This window comes from Plastoroseomonas arctica, assembly GCF_018128965.1.
Taxonomy (GTDB): domain Bacteria; phylum Pseudomonadota; class Alphaproteobacteria; order Acetobacterales; family Acetobacteraceae; genus Plastoroseomonas; species Plastoroseomonas arctica.
This window is the reverse complement of the sequence record NZ_JAAEDH010000037.1, coordinates 1-20,574: the sequence shown is the minus strand read 5'-3', so window position 1 is coordinate 20,574 and position 20,574 is coordinate 1. Positions and strand designations below refer to the sequence as shown.

20 protein-coding genes are annotated in these 20,574 nt (G+C 70.8%); 8 read left to right on the top strand and 12 right to left on the bottom strand.

Going from position 1 to position 20,574, the window contains the following annotated elements; genetic code table 11:
• The 3 genes from GXW79_RS20680 to GXW79_RS20670 all read right to left on the bottom strand — a co-directional run.
• A partial coding sequence (locus tag GXW79_RS20680) for a helix-turn-helix domain-containing protein (protein ID WP_211876353.1) occupies positions 1-593 on the bottom strand: 593 nt, incomplete at its 3' end.
• 101 nt (positions 594-694) lie between these two features.
• The gene (locus tag GXW79_RS20675) at positions 695-1,726 is read right to left on the bottom strand and encodes an NAD(P)H-dependent flavin oxidoreductase (protein WP_211876352.1); all 1,032 of its coding nucleotides are present in this window, start codon (positions 1,724-1,726) and stop codon (positions 695-697) included.
• The gene (locus tag GXW79_RS20670; protein WP_211876351.1) at positions 1,726-2,949 is read right to left on the bottom strand and encodes an aspartate kinase; all 1,224 of its coding nucleotides are present in this window, start codon (positions 2,947-2,949) and stop codon (positions 1,726-1,728) included. Before GXW79_RS20670 ends, GXW79_RS20675 begins: the two co-directional genes overlap by 1 nt.
• A gap of 117 nt (positions 2,950-3,066) precedes the next feature.
• Between GXW79_RS20670 and ubiG the strand changes: the two genes are divergently transcribed.
• Entirely contained in the window at positions 3,067-3,765 is a 699-nt protein-coding gene (gene ubiG / locus GXW79_RS20665) for a bifunctional 2-polyprenyl-6-hydroxyphenol methylase/3-demethylubiquinol 3-O-methyltransferase UbiG (protein WP_211876350.1), read from the top strand.
• A gap of 10 nt (positions 3,766-3,775) precedes the next feature.
• Here the strand turns inward: ubiG and GXW79_RS20660 are convergent, their stop codons facing one another.
• From GXW79_RS20660 to GXW79_RS20645, 4 genes are read right to left on the bottom strand one after another with little or no spacing between them, the layout of a single operon-like run.
• Positions 3,776-4,264 carry a DUF1178 family protein gene (locus GXW79_RS20660; protein ID WP_211876349.1) on the bottom strand — a complete coding sequence of 163 codons (489 nt, stop codon included), beginning with the start codon at positions 4,262-4,264 and terminating at the stop codon, positions 3,776-3,778.
• Positions 4,261-4,518 (bottom strand): glutaredoxin 3, encoded by a 258-nt coding sequence (gene grxC, locus GXW79_RS20655; RefSeq protein WP_211876348.1) that lies wholly within the window; start codon positions 4,516-4,518, stop codon positions 4,261-4,263. The genes GXW79_RS20660 and grxC overlap by 4 nt, the downstream gene beginning before the upstream one ends.
• Before the next feature lie 31 nt (positions 4,519-4,549).
• Positions 4,550-5,302 (bottom strand): ComF family protein, encoded by a 753-nt coding sequence (locus GXW79_RS20650; protein WP_211876347.1) that lies wholly within the window; start codon positions 5,300-5,302, stop codon positions 4,550-4,552.
• Positions 5,302-6,966, bottom strand: coding sequence for an O-linked N-acetylglucosamine transferase, SPINDLY family protein (locus tag GXW79_RS20645; protein WP_211876346.1), 1,665 nt, complete (start codon positions 6,964-6,966; stop codon positions 5,302-5,304). Before GXW79_RS20645 ends, GXW79_RS20650 begins: the two co-directional genes overlap by 1 nt.
• A gap of 229 nt (positions 6,967-7,195) precedes the next feature.
• Between GXW79_RS20645 and GXW79_RS20640 the strand changes: the two genes are divergently transcribed.
• A complete protein-coding gene (locus tag GXW79_RS20640) occupies positions 7,196-8,866 on the top strand; it encodes an SDR family oxidoreductase (protein WP_211876345.1) in 1,671 nt (556 codons plus the stop codon).
• A gap of 87 nt (positions 8,867-8,953) precedes the next feature.
• Here the strand turns inward: GXW79_RS20640 and GXW79_RS20635 are convergent, their stop codons facing one another.
• The 4 genes from GXW79_RS20635 to GXW79_RS20620 form a co-directional block, all read right to left on the bottom strand.
• Entirely contained in the window at positions 8,954-10,087 is a 1,134-nt protein-coding gene (locus GXW79_RS20635) for a sensor histidine kinase (RefSeq protein WP_281414781.1), read from the bottom strand.
• Positions 10,088-10,193: 106 nt separating this feature from the next.
• Positions 10,194-11,795 (bottom strand): rhodanese-like domain-containing protein, encoded by a 1,602-nt coding sequence (locus GXW79_RS20630; RefSeq protein ID WP_211876343.1) that lies wholly within the window; start codon positions 11,793-11,795, stop codon positions 10,194-10,196.
• On the bottom strand, positions 11,792-12,382 hold the full coding sequence (locus GXW79_RS20625; protein ID WP_211876342.1) for a cysteine dioxygenase family protein: 591 nt from the start codon (positions 12,380-12,382) through the stop codon (positions 11,792-11,794). Before GXW79_RS20625 ends, GXW79_RS20630 begins: the two co-directional genes overlap by 4 nt.
• A gap of 65 nt (positions 12,383-12,447) precedes the next feature.
• A complete protein-coding gene (locus tag GXW79_RS20620; protein WP_211876341.1) occupies positions 12,448-13,212 on the bottom strand; it encodes an SGNH/GDSL hydrolase family protein in 765 nt (254 codons plus the stop codon).
• A 75-nt stretch (positions 13,213-13,287) separates the two neighbouring features.
• On the opposite strand from GXW79_RS20620, the gene GXW79_RS20615 reads away from it, so the two are divergent.
• The 6 genes from GXW79_RS20615 to GXW79_RS20590 all read left to right on the top strand — a co-directional run bounded on the left by GXW79_RS20615 (position 13,288) and on the right by GXW79_RS20590 (position 19,139).
• Positions 13,288-14,481: an OpgC family protein gene (locus GXW79_RS20615; protein WP_211876340.1), complete on the top strand. Its 1,194-nt coding sequence runs from the start codon at positions 13,288-13,290 to the stop codon at positions 14,479-14,481.
• Entirely contained in the window at positions 14,478-15,287 is an 810-nt protein-coding gene (locus GXW79_RS20610) for an SGNH/GDSL hydrolase family protein (protein WP_211876339.1), read from the top strand. Before GXW79_RS20615 ends, GXW79_RS20610 begins: the two co-directional genes overlap by 4 nt.
• A gap of 2 nt (positions 15,288-15,289) precedes the next feature.
• Entirely contained in the window at positions 15,290-16,168 is an 879-nt protein-coding gene (locus tag GXW79_RS20605; RefSeq protein WP_211876338.1) for a class I SAM-dependent methyltransferase, read from the top strand.
• A gap of 72 nt (positions 16,169-16,240) precedes the next feature.
• A complete protein-coding gene (map, locus tag GXW79_RS20600; protein WP_211876354.1) occupies positions 16,241-17,044 on the top strand; it encodes a type I methionyl aminopeptidase in 804 nt (267 codons plus the stop codon).
• 461 nt (positions 17,045-17,505) lie between these two features.
• Positions 17,506-18,255 (top strand): RadC family protein, encoded by a 750-nt coding sequence (radC, locus tag GXW79_RS20595; RefSeq protein WP_211876337.1) that lies wholly within the window; start codon positions 17,506-17,508, stop codon positions 18,253-18,255.
• 32 nt (positions 18,256-18,287) lie between these two features.
• Complete coding sequence (locus GXW79_RS20590) at positions 18,288-19,139, top strand: S1C family serine protease (RefSeq protein ID WP_211876336.1); 852 nt, start codon at positions 18,288-18,290, stop codon at positions 19,137-19,139.
• 81 nt (positions 19,140-19,220) lie between these two features.
• On the opposite strand, the gene GXW79_RS20585 is transcribed toward GXW79_RS20590, so the two are convergent.
• Positions 19,221-20,574: Hint domain-containing protein (locus tag GXW79_RS20585; RefSeq protein WP_211876335.1), on the bottom strand; the 1,354-nt coding region annotated here is incomplete at its 5' end.

Below are 20,574 nucleotides of genomic sequence, written 5' to 3'. Positions count from 1 at the left end.
CCCGGGGCCGCGCCGGTGACCGGCGGGGTGCCAGGCAGCGGCGCAAGCGTGGCCGAGCGGGTGGGGGCCGGCGCCGAGGCCGGCGGGGTCACAGCCGGAACCTGGCTGTCGGGCACGCGCGGCGGCGGCTCGGGCGCCATCTGCTCGAGCCGCGGCGGCAGCGGTGGTACGGCATCGACGACGCGCGCCGCACCACCGGAGAAATTGTACCAGCCGACATAGGCGGCCACGGCCAGCACGGCGCCGGCCAGCATCACCGCGCCGGCGGGCACACCACGGCTTGGCACCGGCTCGGGGAATACCAGGTCCGCCTTGGTCGTGGGCACCGAAACCTCGCGGAAGCGGCGCAGCACCTCGTCCGTGTTGAGGCCCAGCGCATTGGCGTAGTTGCGCAGGAAGCCCACCACATAGGCCTGGCCGGGCAATTCCTTGAGCCGCCCCTCCTCGAGCGCGAGGAGATAGACGCGGCGGATACGGATGCGCTCGGCCATGTCGGCCACCGAGACGCCCATCGCCATGCGCGCCTCGCGCAGTTCCTCGCCGAGGCGCGTGGCTTCGGCGGCGGTCAGGTCCGGGCGGGCAATGCGCTTCATGTCGTTCGGCATCCGGCGTCAATTAACCCGCGGCGGGCGCGAGATCAAACCCGCTTGGTGGAAGAAACACGTCATGGGCACGTGACATCATCAATCCGCCATCATAGTGCCGGTTGCAGAGCGCTCTGCCCGCGCTGGACCAGGGCAGCGGCGGCCTGGTCCATCAACTCCGCGATGATGGCCGCCACCGGTTCCTCGCGCGTCACCATCCCAACGCTCTGCCCGGCCATGAGCGAGCCGCTCTCGACATCGCCATCGATCACGGCGCGGCGGAGCGCGCCGGCCCAGAAATGCTCGATGTCGAGCTGGGCGGCCTCCTTGGTGAGCTCGCCGGCGGTGAATCGATCCAGCGTCGCCTTCTGGTGCGCCATGAAGCGCTTGGTGCCCTCGTTGACCAGCGCGCGCACCGGGATGACCGGGAAGCGCTCGTCGATCTGGGTGGTGGGGAGCGCGTCGCGGGCCGCCGCGCGGATGAAGGCGCGCTTGAAGTTCGCGTGGGCGATGGACTCGGTCGCGCAGACGAAGCGGGTTCCGAGCTGCACGCCGGCCGCGCCCATCTCGAGGTAGGACAGGATGGCCTCGCCGCGGCCGATCCCGCCGGCGACGAAGACCGGCACGTCGTGGATATGCGGCAGGATCTCCTGCGCCAGCACGGTGAGGCTGACCGGGCCGATATGGCCGCCGGCCTCGGAGCCCTCGATCACCAGGGCATCGGCGCCGGAGCGGACCAGCTTCTTGGCCAGCGCGAAGGCGGGCGCGAAGCACACGACCTTGGCCCCGCCATCCTTGGCCGCCTTGATCGCCGAGCCCGGCGGGATGCCGCCGGCGAAGACGATGTGGCCGACCTTCGCGTCGAGGCAGGTCTGCACCAGCTGCTCCAGGCGCGGATGCATGGTGATGAGGTTCACGCCGAAGGGCATGGTCGTCAGGGCCTGGGTGCCGGCGATCTCCTCGGCCAGGCGCGGCGGCTCCATCGCCCCGCAGGCGATCACGCCGAAGGCGCCGGCATTGGACAGGGCCGCGACCAGGTGGCGCTCGCTCACCCAGCTCATCGCCCCGCCCATGATGGCGTAGCGCGTGCCGAAGAAGGCGGCGCCGCGCGCCATCAGCTGCTCGATCCGGCTGGTGTCCATCAACCGGGACCGTCCAGGCCATAGGCGGTGTGCAGCGCGCGCACCGCGAGCTCGGTGTAGTCGGCCGCGACCAGCACGCTCACCTTGATCTCGCTGGTCGAGATGACCTGGATGTTGATGTTCTTCTCGGCCAGCGCCTTGAACATGGTGTTCGCGATGCCGGCATGGCTGCGCATCCCGATGCCGACGACGGAGATCTTGGCCACGTCCGGGTCCGCGATGATCTCCTCCTGGCCCAGCGTGTCCTGCGCCTTCTCCAGCACGTCGCGCGCGCGGGCGAGGTCGGATTTGGTGACGGTGAAGGTCATGTCGGTGGACCCGTCCGCGCCGACATTCTGCACGATCATGTCCACGTTGACGTTCGCACCGGCGAGCGCGCCGAACACGGCCGCGGCGATCCCCGGTCGGTCCGGGACGCGGCGGAGCGTGACCTTGGCATCATCGCGCGAATAGGCGATGCCGCTGACGACGGGCTGTTCCACGATTTCATCCTCATCGACCACGAGTGAGCCGGGTTTGTCTTCGAAGCTCGAGAGCACCTGCACGCGCACGCGCGCCTTCATCGCCAGTTCGACCGAGCGGGTCTGCAGCACCTTGGCACCGACCGAGGCGAGTTCGAGCATCTCCTCATAGGAAATCTTCTCGAGCTTGCGCGCGCGCGGGACGATCCGCGGGTCGGTCGTGTAGATGCCGTCGACGTCGGTGTAGATGTCGCAGCGGTCGGCCTTCACCGCCGCCGCCACCGCCACGGCCGACAGGTCCGACCCGCCACGGCCGAGCGTGGTGATGCGGTTGCGCTCCGGGTCGATGCCCTGGAAGCCGGCGATGATGGGGACCTGGCCCTGGGCCATGCGCTCGACCAGCAGCGCGCCCTCGATGGTGTCCACCCGCGCCTTACCATGCGCGCCATCGGTGCGGATGGGGATCTGCCAGCCCTGCCAGGACCGGGCGTCGATGCCCGCCGTCTGCAGCGCGATGGCAAGCAGCCCCGTCGTCACCTGCTCGCCGGTCGCGACCACCGTGTCGTATTCGCGCGCATCATGCAGCGGCGAGAGTTCCTGGCACCATTTGACCAGCTGGTTGGTCACGCCCGACATGGCGGACACCACGACCGCCACCTCATGCCCGGCATCGACCTCGCGCTTGACGCGCATGGCCACGTTGCGGATGCGGTCGAGATCGGCAACCGAGGTGCCGCCGAATTTCATGACGATGCGGGCCATTGGGGACCTGGGTGGGCCGTGGCGGATACACGGGTGGTGGGTTGCGCGGGGCGATGGGGCGGGACAGATACCGGCGGGGGCGGCGCGCCGCAACCGGCGTTTTGGGAGTGGGAGCTTATGGCGACAGGCGGGACGGCTCGGGCCGATGAGGTCCAAAAGTTCGACGCGCTGGCAGATCGCTGGTGGGATCCGCGCGGGCCGATGGCGCCGCTGCATGCGATGAACCCGCTGCGCACGGGCTGGATTGCGGCCCGGCTCGGCGGGCTTTCGGGCAAGCGGGTGCTGGATGTCGGCTGCGGCGCGGGCCTGGCGGCGGAGGCGTTCGCCCGGATGGGCGCCGAGGTGGTGGGCATGGATGCGGCGCCCGAGGCCCTGGCCGTCGCACGGGCCCATGCCCAGGCGGGCGGCCTCGCGATCGACTACCGGCAGGGCGGGCCGGAGGATCTCGCGCCCGGCGAGGTGTTCGACGCAGTCGTGGCGCTCGAAGTGATCGAGCATGTGGAGCAGCGCGCCGCCTTCGTCGCGGCCCTCGCGCGAGCCGTGAAGCCGGGGGGAATGGTGATCCTCTCCACGCTGAACCGCACCCCGCGCGCCTTCCTGATGGCCAAGCTCGGCGCCGAATACCTGCTGCGTCTGCTGCCCGTCGGCACCCATGACTGGCGCATGTTCATCACCCCAGGCGAACTCGGCGCGCTGCTGCGGGCGGAGGGGTTCCGCGTCAGCGACGTGGCCGGGATGGTCATGCACCCGCTGACGCGGGAATGGCGGGAAAGCCGCGACCTCGGGGTGAACTACATCCTCGCGGCGCGCCGCTGAGCAGCAAGCCTCAGGCGTCCGAGCGCGGCACCCAGGGGATCCGCGCGACGTCGATCCCCTCCTCGCGCAGGGCCTCGGCGTCGGTGTCGCTGGTCTCGCCATAGATGCCGCGAGTCTCCGCCTCGCCGCGCGCCATCTTGCGCGCCTCCTCGGCAAAGTCGTCGCCAACGTAATCACAAGAGGCCTCGACTTCGGCGCGCACGCGCTGGAGCAGGGCGCGCACCTGGGCGGGCATGGGCCCTGCGGTCGCGGCGGGCGGGGCGGCGGGCTCCACCGGGGCGGGCACCACGTCGGGCGCCGCGCGGCGGCCGCGGCCCTTCTTCGGAATGGCGGGCGCCATCAGCGCGCGACCCGCGCCGGTGTCGCCGCAGGCCGGGCATTCCACGAGCTTGGCGACCAGCAGCTTCTCGAACGCGGCGCTGTCCTTGAACCAGCCTTCGAACTCATGCGGGGTCGCGCCATGGACCGGCGCGGTGCAGCGGAGCGTGTAGTGGATCATGCCGCCAACAAGGGGTCGAGCTTCTGGGCGCGGTCCAGGGCCATCAGCTCATCGCAGCCGCCGATATGGCGGCCATCGATGAAGATCTGCGGCACGGAGCTCTTGCCGTCGGAGCGGCTGCGCGCCTCCTCGCGGGCCGGCGAGCCGCCGGGCGCGTCGATCTCTCGGAAGGCCACGCCCTTCTTGGCCAGCAGGGCCTTGGCGCGGTCGCAATAGGGGCAGAAATACTGGGTGTAGATTTGTATGTCGGCCATGTGACGGAAATTGGCGGAACCGGCGCCCGGGTCAAGCCCCTTCGAGGCGCGGGTCGGGTACGCGCGCGGCGGCGAGCAGGGTGACGCTGGCCGCCCCCGCCGCCAGCAGCGCCCGGGCGCAGGCATTGGCAGTAGCACCCGAGGTCATCACGTCGTCGATGAGCAGGACGTGCCTGCCTGCCACCCGGGCGGCGGCGCGAAAGGCGCCTTCGAGCAGGCCGGCGCGCTCGACGGCGCCATGCGGGCCGAGCGGCGGCGTGCGCCGGGTGCGGCGCAGCCCCTGCGGCGCCCAGGGTTTCTGGGCCATCCGCGCGAGATGCTGGGCCAGCAGGGCGGCCTGGTCGTAGCGCCGCGCCAGCAGGCGCCACCGGTGCGGCGGCACCGGCACCAGCAGGTCGGCATGGTCGAGCAGGCTGCGCCCGGCCCGCAGCATGTGCCGCGCGAGCGGGCCGGCCAGCTCGCTCCGCCCGCCATGCTTGAGCGGCAGGATCAGCCTGCGCGCGCCTTCATCATAGCGCAGCGCCGCCCGCGCCATGGTGAAGACCGGGGGCTCCGCGACGCAGCGCGCGCAGAGCTCCGGCCCTGGCTGCGCGAAGGGGATGCCGCAGCACAGGCACAGCGGCGCGGTGACGAAGGCAAGGCCGGAAAAGCACGCCGCGCATTGCGTACCCTGGGGCGAGACCGCCGCCTCGCAGGTCAGGCAGCGGGGCGGCAGCAGGGCATCCACCACCCACCCGAGCCCCCGCGCCAGCGCCTTCCGCGCCGGCCAGGCGAGCGCCACCATCAGGCCGCCGCCCCCGTCTCATAGATGGCCTCGAGCGCGGCGCAGAGGCCGGCCGTGTCGCAGACCGCGCTGCCGAGCAGCGTCGCGCGCATCGCCGCGCGCAGCTCGGCAAGGTGCTCCGGTGTCGCCGGATCGCCGGCGAGTGCGACGGCGCGCGCCACATAGGCGGCCAGGTCGTCGGCGACCCATTCGCGCAAGCCGGCCGCGAGCAGCAGGGACCGGCTGGTACGCGACGCCCAGCGGTCGCCGTTGAAGCTCAGCACCGGCACGCCCTGCCACAGCGCCTCGGTCGTCGTGGTGCCGCCATTGTAGGGGAAGGTGTCGAGCGCGATGTCGATGCGCCCGTAGGTGGCGAGGAATTCCTGGTGCGGCGCGCCGCCCTCCAGCATCAGGCGCGCGGCGCCAATCCCCTCCGCCGCGAAGCGCGCGCGCAGCAGCGCCTGGTTCGACGCATCCTCCAGCGTGCCGTGGCGCAGCAGCAGCCGCGCGGTGGGCGCGGCGCGCAGGATGCGGGCCCAGGCGGCGATCACGGGATCCGTCAGCTTGATCGCCGAGCACAGCGATCCGAAGGTGATGAACCCGTTGTCCAGCGCCGGCGGCGGCGTCACGTCCGGCACGCCGTAGGGCACTTCGAAGGCGAGGTAGGAACCGGGCACGCGCAGGATCCGCTCCGAGTAGAAACCCTCCTCCTCCGGCGGCAGCACGGCGGCGTCGCCGACCAGGGCGTTGAAGGCGTCGGTGCCGGTGGTGGCGAACATGTTGAACCAGCCGAGCTGCACCGGTGCCGGCCGCAGCGCGAACAGCCCCAGCCGGTCGGGCACCGAATAGCCGTTGAGGTCGACCAGTACGTCGATCCCGGCGGCCGCGATGCGCTCGGCGAGCATCGCGTTGGGCATGCCGCGCACGCGCCAGACCACGTCCGCCGCGTGGTCGCGATAGCCGGCCGCGGCCGCGGGCAGGCCGCCATCGGCGATCATGTGGACCTCGAACCGCGCTCGGTCGTGGCGGTTGATGACCGCAAAGACCGGCTTCATCCAGTTCGCCCCGCCGAAATAGGCGGAGACATAGGCGACGCGCAGCTTCCGCCCGGCACGCGGCATCGGGGCGCGCGGGGCGGTGCGCGGCAGCGATGCGGCGAAGGCGCGCCGCAGCGCGAGCACGGTGGCATTGGCTGCATCCGGGCTGCCGGGGATGATGACCGCGATATTGCGCAGCGCGAGCGCCTGCATCGCCGCATCGCCATGCGCCGCGGCCTGCCGGAACTGCGCGATCGCGGCATCGATCAGGCCGGTCTGGAACAGCGCCTCGGCAAGGCTGGCATGCGCGGGGGCGTGGTGCGGGCGGCGCTGCAAGGCTTCGCGCAGCGCGCCGATGGCCGCGCCATAGGACCAGCGCGCGACGAGGCAGCTGCCCAGCCCGTACCAGGGCTCGAAGGGCGCGGGGTCGAGCGCGAGGGCGCGGCGATATTCGGCTTCGGCCTCCGGCAGGCGGCCGGCGATGTGCAGCGCGTCGGCGTGCAGGCCAGCGAGGGCGATGTCGGCGGGATGGTCGCGGGCGGCCGGCGCCAGCAGCGCGAGGGCGGTCTCGGCCCGGTTGTCGGTGAGCAGGCTGGCCGCATCCGCGAGGATGGCCGCGAGATCCGGGGGAGAGCGATCAGCCTGCATGGCGCGACGCTAGGGGCGGCGCACCGGCAGCGTCAACGCGGGGATGGCAGTCAGGACCCAGGGGGCCCCTCCCGTCACGATCCGACAAACCATTGGAGTGGCAAGCGCTTCGGTAAGCCACGGCGCGCCCAGATCCCGATCCCCTCGACGCATGGCCTGCAGCCATGGTCTGTGTCGTTGCATGCGCGGTCTGACGCCGCGGGCCAGACAGGGACGAGCCATCGCGCCGATGAAGATTCTCATCCTGGGAGGCTACGGGGTGTTCGGCGGCCGCCTCGCCGCATTGCTGGCTGACATCGCGGACCTCGAGCTCCTGATCTGCGGCCGGAACCTGCGGCGTGCGGAAGCCTTCTGCGCCCGTCTCCCCCTGCGGGCGACGCTCCGGCCCTTCGCATTGGATCGGAGCGATATCGCGCATGGCTTGGCCGCCCTCGCACCCGCCCTGGTCGTCGACGCCTCGGGGCCGTTCCAGGACTACGGGGCCGACTGCTACCCTGTGGTCGAGGCCTGCATCGCCGCCGGCGTCGACTATCTCGATTTCGCGGATGCCGCCGACTTCGTCTTCGGCGTGTCGCGCTTCGATGAGGCGGCGAAACGCATGGGCGTCTTCGTCCTCTCCGGCGTCAGCAGCTTTCCCGTCCTCACCGCCGCCGTGCTGCGCGAGATGGCGAAGTCGATGGACATCGTCGGCGTCGAGGGCGGCATCGCGCCCTCGCCCCATGCCGGGATCGGCCTCAACGTGATGCGTGCGGTCGTGGGCTATGCCGGGGCGCCGGTGACGCTGCGGCGCTGCGGGGTGCCGGCGCAGGGCATCGGCCTCGCCGAGAGCATGCGCTACACCGTGGCCGTGCCGGGCCGCCTGCCGCTGCGCAACCTGCGCTTCTCCCTCGTCGACGTGCCGGACCTGCGGGTGATCCCGCCCGAACACCCCACGCTCACCGACATCTGGATGGGCGCCGGACCGGTCCCCGAGACCCTGCATCGCGCGCTCAACCTGCTCGCCATCCTGCGCGCGCGTTGGCGCCTGCCCTCCTACGCGCCGCTTGCGCGCCTGTTCTACGCGGTGCTCAACCTCACGAAGTTCGGCGAACACCGCGGCGGCATGTTCGTCCGCGCGCGCGGGATGCGCGACGGCCAGACCCGCGAGATGAGCTGGCACCTGCTCGCCGAGGGCGATGACGGCCCGCTGATCCCGTCGATGGCGATCGAGGCCATCATCCGCAAGCTGCGCGCCGGCGAGCGCCCGCCGCCCGGCGCTCGGCCCGCCACGCAAGCACTCGCGCTCAGCGACTACGACGCGCTCTTCGCGGACCGGGCCATCGTGACGGGCATTCGCAGCGACGCGCCGGAGGCGCCGCTCTACCGCCGTGTGCTCGGCCCGGCCTTCGATGCCCTGCCGCCACGCGTGCAGGAGCTGCACGGGCGCATCGCCGCACGCGCCTGGCGCGGCCGCGCGCAGGTCCTTCGCGGGCGAGGATGGCTGGCGCGCCTTGTGGCCTCGCTGCTGGGTTTTCCGCCCGCCGCGGAGGATGTGCCCTTGACCGTGACCTTGACGCCCGAGGATGGGCGAGAACGCTGGACGCGCGATTTCGGTGGCAAGCGGTTCGAGTCCGTGCAGGCCTGCGGCGCGGCGCGGGACCAGCACCTCATCGTCGAGCGCTTCGGGCGCATCGCGGTTTCGCTCGCGCTCGTCCTCGAGGGCGAGCAGTTGTTCCTGGTGCCGCGGCGATGGTCGCTGTTCGGCATTCCCATGCCCCATTCCCTGCTGCCGGCCGGCCGCAGCCATGAGACCGAGCTGGACGGACGCTTCGTGTTCGACGTCGAGATCGCCGCGCCGTTGGTGGGCCTGGTCATTGCCTATCGCGGCAGCCTCGACCCGGTGCCGGCCACCGCGGCCTGATCGTCCACGACGCCGATTGCGATCCCAAGGATATGGCGAGGGCAGGCAGGCAACCATGATGCCGGGGTGCGAGCGCCACGCGGCCCGCTAACAGCTCGTGGGCATCCGCAAGGTGAAACAGGTCGTGCCGTTCTCCGACGACACGGTGATCGTTCCGCCATGCGCCTTGGCGATCTCGGCGCTGATATAAAGGCCCAGGCCCAGACCTTCGCGATTGGCATTCACCCGGCCGCGAAAGAAAGGCTGGAACAGCCGGTCGACCTTGCCGGCCTCGATCGGATCGCCGGCATTGGTGACGGACAGCTCGAACCAACCGGCCTCGGCCCGCGCATGCACGTGGATTGGCGCCGTCATGTCGCCATAGGCGCAGGCATTGCCGAGCAGGTTGGACAGCAACTGCCCGATGCGCTGGCGATCGCAGGCGACCGGCTCGCGCAGGTCGATATCGACGGCGATGTCGACATGGGGGTGGACGCTGCGCAGCTCATCGATGACCTGATGGAGAACCGGCTCAAGGGGCTCCGCGGCGTCGCGCGTGGTGACGAACCCGCCGCCGAGGCGGCCGCGCGCGAAGTCGAGGACGTTCTCGATCAGCGCGGACATGCGCGAGACGCTCTGCTCGATCTGCCCGGCGATCTCATCCGCGCGTTCGGGGTGACGCGCGAGGTAGCGCGCGCGTGCGGCAATCGCGGCCAGCGGGTTCTTCAGGTCATGGCCGAGCACCGCGATAAACTGGTCGCGCAGCTCGGCATCCTCGCGCTGCCGGGCGATCTTTTCGTCCTGAACCAACATGCGATCGGTGATGTCGATCGCTGTGCCGATCATGCGCCTGCAGCCACCGGTCCCGTCGAACACGCCGCGGCCCTTCGCGGCGACCCAGCGCAGGACCCCGTCCTCCTTGCCGATGGTGCGGTATTCGACGTCATAGAGCGCCCGTCGGGCCGGATCGGCCGCGGCGGCATAGGCGGCCAGGACACGCTCCCGGTCTTCCGCGTGCACCCCGTTGTAGAAGTCATCCATGCACACCGGGGCGTCGGCGGAGATGCCGAACATGGCCTTGACGCGCGGCGGCCAGGACAGCCGGCCGACGCCGTCATCCACATCCCACCACCCAATCTCGGCGGCATCCGTCGCCAATCGCAGGCGTTCCTCGGCCGATAACACCTCGGCCGCACTAAGCGCGCGGTCGAAAGGCTCCAGCCTAGTCAAACCCGATGTCATGGTGCGCTGTTTTTTAGGCGTGGCGCAAATTTATTGTCAACGTCAACCAATGTGACACTTGTCGCTTCTAACGCTCGACTTTGCCTGCGGTAGGCGCGCGCCGACGTCACGCCCAGGCGCCGAACCGCGCATCGCCGTCACGCTCTATCGCCTCGACCAGGTCGATCTCCCAGGCGAGATACTCCCGCATGGCCGCCTCCTGCCCCGAATTGCGGTCATAGGCGCGCAGGTACCAGTCCGCGCAATCCTCGTCCTCGGGCGTGTAGCGGTCGGCGAGCAGCGGCAGCCCGGCGGCTCGCCAGCCAGCGACGCCGCCGGCGAGCACGCGCACCGGCACCTTAACCAACGGTTGCAGCTCGGCCGTCGCGAGGCGCGCGGCCCAATCCTGCTCGGCGGCGATCACCACGCGGCGCTCGGCCGAGAGTTGCGGCACCAGCTTGGCCAGGCGCGTGCGGATGCCCCAGATCGCGCCCGGGATATGCCCCTCGCGGAAGGCGATGGAGCGGCTGAGCTGGATGACCTGCACGCCGCCCTCGGCCATCAGCGACGCGAGTTCGGGCGCGGTGACGGTGGCCGGCTTCAGCGCCTCCGCCTCGGGGATCGAAGGCCGCCCCTGCCCTTCCTCCAGCCGGCCGTCGAGCGCGTTTTCGCACACGAACACCTCCCAGCCGCCGAGCAGTCGCAGCCAGCCGCCGGTCATGCGCGAGCGCACGCCGGTGTCGCAGACCAGCACGATACGGGCGTTGCGCACCGCCACCCATTGATCGGTCGCCTGCACCAGCTGCCCGCCGGGGGCGCAGCGGCTGTCGCGCAGGTGGCCTTGCGCGTATTCGGCCGGGTCGCGCACATCGAGCAGGTAGGTGGTTTTCGCGCTGTCGCCGGCCATGGCGAAGGCCTGCTCGCGCGTGCAGGTCTTCACGCCGTGCCGCTCAGCGAAGGCGCGGGCGCCGGCGAGTGCCTGGTCCAGATGCTCGGGCGTGCCCTCGGCGTAGCGCTCGGTGCGGCCATGGACGCTCTCGAAGCCGGCGAGCTCCCAGCCCATGGTGCCGTTGCGCAGCGCGACGATGGGGTTGGGCAGCCCGGCCTGGCGCAGGCTCTCCGCACCCAGGATGGACCGCGTGCGCCCGGCGCAGTTCACAACGATCGTGGTCGCCGGATCGGGTGCGAGGTCGCGGGCGCGATAGGCCAGCTCGGCGCCGGGCACGTTGATGCCGGTCGGGATCGCCATCTTGTGGAACTCGTCCATCGGCCGGCTGTCGAGCACGACCATGTCGCTCCCTTCGCCGAGCATGGCAGCAAGTTCGGGCGGGTCGATGGAGGGGGTCTCGAAGTGATGCTCGACCCATTCGCCGAACGCCTTGGAGGGCACGTGCACGCCGGAGAACACCTCGAACCCGGCCGCCTTCCAGCCGGGCGTGCCGCCTTCGAGCACCGCGACGTCGGTGTAGCCGATGCCCGTCAGGTAGGCCGCCAGGGTCTCGGCATAGCCCTCGCCGCCATCGGTGCAGACGACCGCGGTCGCGCGGCGCGGCACCAGGGCACGCGCGGTGGCTTCCTTGGTCGAGAGCGGGCACGGCACCGCCCAGAACAGGTGCGAGGCGCCGAACTCGCCGAGCTCGCGCGCATCGAGGATGGCGAGCTCGGCGCTGTCCTTGAGCGCGGCCTTGAGGGCGACGGGCGCGATGCGACGCGGGCTGGGTTGGGTCATGGGCAGGACTCCGCCATGGGGGGTCGGTGAAAGGGCCGGGCCGCGCCGGTCCGGGGATCGAAGGCGCGACGATGCGGAAGTTGCTCCAGCGCCAGGCCATAGAGGTGCAGGTGCCGCGCTGGGCGGTCGCCCAGGATGCGGATCGCGTGGATGGCGTCCGGCATCAGCGCGAGGCCGCGCCCCGGCTCCACGATCACCGCGCGGTCGGGGCGCAGCGGGCCGCCGGCCGCGTCGCGCGTGTAGAGCTGGTTCAGCTCCTGCCCCTCGATCGCGGCGATCGCCACCCAGGTGGTGTGCTCGTGCGGCTCGGTCGCGGTGCCGGGGCGGAGCGCGTTGAGCGCGAGTGCGAAGCGATGGTCGGCATCCTCGCTCAATATGTAGCGCCGCGCGCCAGGCTCGCCGGGCGGGGCAGCGGGGAAGTGCAGGCCAGGAAAAAGCGCCGCCTGGTTCGCGAGTGCGACGAGCTCTGCGGCGATGGCGTCGATCGCGTCGCGGGTGATGCCGTGTTCCGCCTCGATGCGGCGGACGCGGTCGAGCGTGGCGGCGATGGCGGCGGCGCGCGCGGCGGGAACGGCGCTCGCGTTCATTACAGGGCCCTCCTCATCACCGGGCCAGACTAGCGCGGATCGGGTGGGCCGCGAAGCGCGGCGGATCAGCGGGACGCGGAAGCGCGCGACGGCTGGATAGCGGCGAGGATGGATTGCGCCAGCGCCGCGGAGAGGCAGGCATAGCCGAGGTCGGTGTGGTGCAGCCCGTCGGGACCGATCACCGCGCTGTTGGGCATGCCATGCGCCTCCCACCCCTGCATCAGGGCGGTGCGCGAGTAGATCGGCACGCGGCGCTCGGCGGCCACCGCGTGGAGTGCGGTCTGGATGTGCAGCCGCTCGGGCGCCGCCTGGATCTGCGGGGCGACCTGGCTGTCCATCAGCAGCGTCTCGATGCCGCTGGCGCGCAACTCGTCGAGCCCCTGTTCGAGCTTGGCGCGGAACTCGCGCGCATCCAGCCCGCGCAACGCCGCGTTTGCACCGACCTGCCAGATCACAAGCGTGGGCGACAGCGCGAGGACATCGGCGCGCAAGCGCAGCAGCATCTCGGCCACCTCCTGCCCGCCGCGGCCGCGGTTCAGCACGATGACGTTGCGCCCGGGGAGCGCCGCGCGCAGGCGTTGCTCCAGCTGCTCGGGGTAGGTGCGATCGGGCCAGGTCGCACCCGTGCCCTCGGTCGAGGAGGAGCCGAACGCCAGGATGCGCAGCGGCGCGCCCGAGACAAGCGCGGCGCGGGTGCGTGGCAGCGACAGCGCCTGGACGGGCGCGGCGGGGCATTGTGCAGCGGCCGGCAGCGCGGCGGCGAGCAGCGGCAAGGCCAACAGCAGCGCCGCGAGCACGCGCCGCATCACGGGAAGTTGTGCGGTCATCATCGCACTATCGGTTCTCGGGGCCGTGCCGTAAAGCGGGGATGGATCCGGCTTGGCGAACGACGGATGGAGTGGCGGATGGAGGGAAGCCTCGCAACACAGCAGGCCACGCGGCCCGCCGCCGCCCCGAAGCGCGAGCGCGACCTGCGCGCCGACCTGTTCCGGGGCCTCGCGCTGTGGTTCATCTTCATCGACCACGTGCCCGGCAACTGGCTCGCCAACCTCACCATTCGCAACGTCACGCTGTGCGACGCGACCGAGGTCTTCGTGCTGCTCGCGGGCTATGCCGCCGGCATCGCCTATGGCGGCACGCTGCTGCGCGAGGGCTGGCTGTTCGCCGCCGCGCAGGTGGTGCGCCGGGTGGGGTCGCTCTACGTGGCGCATATCGTGCTTTTCGTGATGTTCACGGCCCAGGTGGGCTATTCGGCCGCGGCGTTGCAGGACTCCATCTACATCGACGAGCTGCACCTGGATGCATTCGGGCAGGAGCCCTACCGGGCGTTGCTCGAGGCGCTGCTGCTGCGCTTCCAGCCGGCTTTCCTCAACATCCTGCCGCTCTACATCGTGCTGCTGCTGCAATTCGCCCTCACCCTGCCGCTGCTGCGCCGGCCCCGCCTGCTGCTCGCGATCTCCTGCGCGCTGTACGGCGTGACACGCTGGTTCAGCCTCGAGCTGCCGAGCTGGACCGGCGGCGGGTGGTTCTTCAATCCCTTCGCCTGGCAGGTGCTGTTCTGCGTCGGCCTCACGCTCGGTTACCGGGCGCCGGGTGGGCCCGGGCCGCTGCTGGTACTGCCCTGGTGGCGCAGCCTGGGCGCGCTCGCGGTGGCCTGGCTGATCGTGACCTTCGTGCTGCTCTACATGACCTGGCACAGGCCGGAATACGCCGTGCAGGTGCCGGGCTGGGTGATGTCGTGGTGGGAGAACGTGGACAAGACGGCGCTGCACCCATTCCGCCTTGTCTCGGTCCTGGCGCTGACCTACCTGCTCGCGCACTGGGTGAGGCCGGAGGCGCGGTGGCTGCGCGGCGCGGCCGCCTGGCCCTTCGTCCTGATGGGCAAACAGGGGTTGCCGGTATTCTGCTCGGGGATCCTGTTTGCATTTTTTGCACGGTTGGCGCTGGAATATTCCGACGACGCTCCGATGCAGATCGGCGCAAACTTGGCCGGCCTGGCGAGCCTCGTGGCGGTCGGCTGGCTGAGCGATTGGTACAAGAAGCGCGAACGGACGCCGCGGCGCGAGGCGGATCCGGCGCTGGCGGAGCGGGCGGCATGAGGCGGTTGGCGAAGCGGTTGGTCGTGGCGATGCAGGCCGGCGCGCTGCTGGCTTTGCTGGCCGCGCCGGCGCGCGCCTCGATCTGCGACGTGCCGCCGGAGCTGGTTGATTCCCCCGTTCCGCTGGAAGCAACCGCGCGCGGGCTGCGCCGGGGCGTGTTGCGGGTGCTGGTGGTGGGCTCCGCCTCGGTGTTCGGTCCGGGCGGCAGCGGGCCGGACGCGGCCTGGCCCGGGCAGTTCGCGACCCGGCTGCGCGAAGGCTGGCCGGGGCTGCGGGTCGAGCTCGAGGTGCGCGGCGCGCGCGGGATGATGGCCGACGAAATGCTGGCGATGATCCTGGCCGTGACCACGCCCAGGCCGCATCTGGTGGTCTGGCAGGCCGGTTCGGTCGAGGCGGCGCGCGGCCAGGACACCGACTGGCTGGCGCGGCGGCTCAACACCGGGCTTGAGGCGCTGCGCGAGCGTGGCATCGACGCGGTGCTGATGGATCAGCAATTCTCCCGCTTCATGCGCGCCAATTCGGATGTCGACAGCTATCGCGACGCGCTGCGCATGGCCGGTTCGGTGCATGGCGCGGCGTTGTTGCAGCGCTACGCGATGATGCAGCATTGGGCGGAAAGCGAGCGCATCGACATCGAGCGTACGCCACGTGAACGCCGCGTGGCGGCGACGGACCAGCTGCACGCCTGCCTGGGGCGGGCGCTGGCACGGCTGGTGCTGGATGGCGCCGCGGATGCCGGCGCACCGTCGCCGGATAACGCCCAGCGGCCGGGCCCGCCGCAGTCGGATGCGGCGCCACGGCCCTGAGCATGGACCCGATGCAGGTCTTCGACCGCAGGCTGGTGGCGCTGCGCCGTGCACGGGCGGCGCCGGGTGTGGCGCGCGTTGCCCCCGTGCTGGCCGAGTGCGCCGAGCGCCTGCTCGACCGGCTGGACGACACCACGCGACGCTTCACCCGCGCGCTCGAGATCGGCGGCCGCGGCGTGGTCGCACCGATGCTGCAGGCGCGCGGGATCGGCTTCGTCGTGTCGGGCGACCTGGCGCCGGCGATGGCCGCCCGCGCCGGCGGCGCGCCGGTCGCGATGGATGAGGAGGCCCTGCCCTTCGCGCCGGGCAGCTTCGACCTGGTGGTGGCCTCGCTCTCCCTGCACCAGGTGAACGACCTGCCGGGCGCGCTGATCCAGCTGCGCCGCTGCCTGGTTCCCGATGGGCTGTTCCTGGCCTCGCTGCCGGGACTCGGCACCCTCGCGCCGCTGCGCGAGGCGCTGGCGGAGGCGGAGATGGCGTTGCGCGGCGGCGTCTCTCCGCGCGTCTCGCCCTTCCCCGACCTGCGCGATTGCGCGGGGCTGCTGCAGCGCGCGGGCTTCGCCCTGCCGGTCGCCGATGCCGAGACCCTGATGCTGCGCTACCGCAGCCCGCTGGCGCTCTACGCCGATCTCCGCGCCGCGGGCGAGCAGAATGCCGTGCTTGCGCGCGACGGCCGCACGCCGCCGCGCGCCATGCTCGCGATGGCCGCCGCGCGCCTGCCCGAGGAGGTGCCGCTCCGCCTGCTGGTGATGACCGGCTGGGCCCCGGCCGACAGCCAGCCGAAGCCCGCGCGGCCCGGCAGCGCGACCGCGCGCCTCGCCGACGCGCTTGGGACCGTCGAGACCGCCCTGGGTGAGCGGGTACCTAGAACGCAAAAATAAAAGAATGGGGGTTCGGGGGAAATTCATTTGCCCCGTCTTGCATCCCCCGCCCCCGGCGCGCATTTTCCGCCGATGGACCAGCAGAGCCGCGAGACGCGGCGCATCCCGCTCCACACCGCCGAGGATTTCGCCGCACTGCGTCGTGCCGGGCGCTTGGCTGCGGAGACCCTCGACATGATCGCGCCGCATGTCCGCCCGGGTGTGACGACCCAGGCGCTCGACACGCTGTGCCATGACTTCATGCTCGCCCATGGCGCGGTCCCGGCGACGCTCGGCTATCGCGACTATCCCAAATCCTCCTGCATTTCGATCAACCACGTGGTCTGCCATGGTATCCCCGGCGAGCGCGTGCTGGGCGATGGCGACATCATCAACATCGACGTCACCGCGCTGCTGGACGGCTGGCATGGCGACACGAGCCGGATGTACGTGGCCGGCGAGGCCTCGACCAAGGCGCGGCTGCTGATGGACGTGACCTACCAGGCGATGATGCTGGGCGTGGGCGCGGTGCGGCCGGGTGGGACGCTGGGCGATATCGGGCATGCGATCCAGACGCTGGTCGAGAAGCACCGGTTTTCCGTGGTGCGCGATTTCTGCGGGCACGGCATCGGGCGCGAATTCCACGCGCCGCCGAACGTGCTGCATTTCGGCCGGCCCGGCGAGGGCCCGGTGCTACAGCCAGGGATGGTCTTTACCATCGAGCCGATGGTCAATGCCGGGCGGCCGGAGGTGAAGGTACTCGATGATGGCTGGACGGCGGTGACGCGCGACCGCAGCCTCTCGGCGCAGTTCGAGCACATGGTCGGCGTTACCGAGACAGGGGTGGAGATCTTCACCCTCTCGCCGGCGGGCCTGCACAAACCGCATCATCCGTGAACCTCGCCGCGCTTTGGGCGAGGCCCCCGGTCGTGCTGTTCCACGCGGCGGCGGCGATCGGGGCGGTGGTTCTCGGCCTGGTCCAGGACACAGCGCCGAGGGGGCACGCTGCCGCACCGCGCAGTGGGACGGGCCTGGGTCAGCCTCATGGCGGCAGTGGCACTGTCCTCCTTCGGGATCACCAGCCCGCTGCGTGGCCACAGTATTCCTGGATCCATCTTATCGCGGTGGTCGCGCTACTGATCCTGCCGCTTCCCGTCCTTGCGGCCCGGCGCGGCCGCATCCGCAGCCATCGGACGTTCATGCTCGGCTTGTATTGTGGCGCCCTGCTCATCACAGGCGTCTTCGCGATGGGGTCGGGGAGTCTGATGGGCCAGGTTGTATTCGGTTTGTGATACCCTCGCCACGGTTGCACCTTCCGCCGGTGTTACGGCAAGGTTGGTGTCGCTGGAGGGATGTCGATGGTGCGCAAGCGGGGTTTCGAGGAGGCAGGCGGCAGCCTCCTCGCACTGATGCCCGAATCCCGCGAGGAAGCGCCTGGCCATCTCGGCCACCGCGCGCGCATGCGCGAGAAGCTGCTCAAGGCCGGATCCGACGCGCTGCTCGACCATGAGCTGCTGGAGATGGTGTTGTTCCTGGCGCTGCCGCGGCGGGACACCAAGCCGATCGCGCGCGCGCTGATCGCGCGGTTTGGCGGTTTCGCCGGGGCCATCACGGCGCCGCTGACCGCCCTGCGCGACGTGCCCGAGCTCGGCGAGGCGGGTGCCGCGGCGCTCAAGACGGTGCAGGCGGCGGCGTTGCGGCTGATGCGGCTCGAGGTGCTGGACCGGCCCGTGCTGAACAACTGGGACGCCCTGATCGGTTACCTCAACGCCGCATTGGGGCGCGAATCCGTGGAGCAGTTCCGCGTGCTGTTCCTCGACACCCGCAACCGGCTGATCGCCGACGAAGCGCAGGCGCGCGGCACGGTGAACCACACGCCGGTCTATCCGCGCGAGGTGGTGAAGCGCGCACTCGAACTGCACGCGACGGCGCTGATCCTGGTGCACAACCACCCCTCCGGCGACCCGCGCCCCTCGCGCGCGGATATCGACATGACCGAGGAGGTGCGCGTGGCCGCGAGCGCGCTCGGGATCACGCTGCATGACCACCTCGTCATCGGGCGTGGCCAGCATGTGTCGTTTCGTCGCGAAGGACTGTTTCGGAGTTGACCTGAAGGGCGTTGGCGCGGCAGCGTTCGCCCATGCGCATCCATGACCTGAGGCCGGTGCTTTTGCGGGGCGTGGCGGCCCTTGCCCTGATCGCGAGCGGCCCGGCCTTCGCCCAGCCCAAGCCGCCGCCGCTGCCCCGCGTCGGTGGGTCCGCGCCTGGCAACACCGCCGGGCTTCCGACGGCCAAGCCGCCGGCGCTGCCACCGGTCGCCTTCAACCGTCCGCCCGCGGTTGGCGGCACGCCGGAACGCCGCGCCGTCTCCTCCGGCACCGGCTTCGTCGTCGCACCACGCCGACTGATGACCAATGCCCATGTCGTGGAGGGCTGCACCGAGATGCGCGCGCGTCGCCCGGATGGCTCCGACGTGGTTGCGCGCGTGGACGCCGCGGACCGGACCCGGGATCTCGCGCTGCTGACCGTGCAGACCGATGTGGGGCCGGCGCTGAATTTCCGCGCCACCCCGGGGCCGCGGCGCGGCGAGACGGTGGTGACCTACGGCTTCCCGCTGGCCGGGCTGCTCTCCTCGGGGCCGTCGCTGACGACCGGCAGCGTCTCGGCGCTGGCCGGGCTGTCCGATGATCCGCGGCAGATCCAGATTAGCGCGCCGGTGCAGCCGGGCAATTCCGGCGGCCCGCTGCTGGACATGGCGGGCCTGGTGATCGGGGTCGTGGTGAGCAAGCTGAACGCGCAACGCGTGGCGCAGCGCACCGGCGACATCCCGCAGAACGTCAATTTCGCGGTGAAGGGACAAGAGGCGCTGGCGTTCCTGCGCGAGCAGAACGTCACGCTGACGCCGCAGGAAGGTCGCGAGCCGCTGCGCAGCCCCGCCGAGGTCGGTGAGATCGCGGACCGTTCGGTGATGTTCCTGCGCTGCTTCCGATAGAACTCGCCTACACGCGCGCCGCGCGCCGGGCTTGAGAATAGCGGCGCCGCGACCCTTGCCGGGGTCGCGGCGTCATCTTGTTCAGGCGATGAGCTTCATGCCGGCGCGGGCCTCAATGGCGTGCTGGACGAAGCGCGGCACCTGGCGCTGGGCCTTGGCGCGCGGGCGGTCCATCTCCGGGATCGAGGGCTCGCAGCCGTACAGCGCCTCGTGCTCTTCCCAATTGTCGAAGCCGAGGCGGTCGATGTTGTCGACGAAGGTCTCGGCCGGCGCGCCCTCAGCCAGGACCAGCTCGTGCGCCTGGAGCTCGATGTGGTGGTAGGTGAAGACCTCCGGCACATCGAATTGCCGCAGGATGGTGGTGCCGTTCACGAGCGCGCCGGCCTGGACGAGAATGCCTTCGACGAGCACCGCGTGGTCGGGTGACAGCAGCAGGTCGCGGGCGGGCACACCCTCGCCCAACGCGCCGGCCAGAATGCGCACCGGCAGCACCCGCAGCGGATCACCGAAGAGGGTGGAGACCGTCTGCCGACCCATCCAACGGATCGGGCGGACGTCACCCTCCGCGGTGAGGACCATGTCGCCGATCGCCAGCGTCTCAACCGCGCGCTCGCCGTTGGGGGTGGCGATCATGGTGCCGGGGTAGAAGCAGATCGTGACCGTCTCGATATTGCGGATGGTCAGCGTCTCGCCCGTGGGCGTGTATCGATAGGTCGCACCTTCCGGACTGTTGTAGGTTATGCCGGAGATCCGCTCCCACCCGTTGAGCCCGGGCGCCGGGCCAGCATTGCCACCTGTCGGCAACGATGCCGGGGTGAAGTCGCGAGTCGAGATGCGGAGGATGTCGTTACCGTCGCCGCCATCGATCGTGTCATTGCCCTCGAAGCGATCCCAACGGATCTCGTCGGCGTCATTCCCCGCCGAGATCGAATCAGCCCCATTGCCACCGACGAGGGTGTCGGCGCCAGCGCCCCCAGAAAGGCTGTCATTGCCGGCCGAGCCCCTGAGGCTGTCGGCGCCGCTACCGGTCACAACGCCTGTGAAGCCGGTGAAGCTGTCGTTGTTGAAGGCGCCGGTCGAGGTACCGGTCGCGAGGTTGATGGTGACACTGGCGGTGGTGTTGCTGAAGTCCAACAGGTTGTTGCCAGCGCCGCCGAACAGGCTGTCATTGCCGGTGGAGCCGCCAAAGCTGTCGTCACCGGCGCCGGCATTGATCGTCTCGGCGGCACCGCTGGCACCAGTAATGCTGTCATTGCCGGTGCCGGTGACGATGCTCTCGAAGCCGGAGAGACTGTCATTGCCGAAGGCGCCGGTGCTGGTGCCTGGGCCGGTCGACGGGGACAGATTGACCGTCACCGCGAGCGAGGTGTTGCTGTAGTCGAGCAGGTCGGTGTCGGCACCGCCGACCAGGCTGTCATTGCCGAGCGTGCCGAGC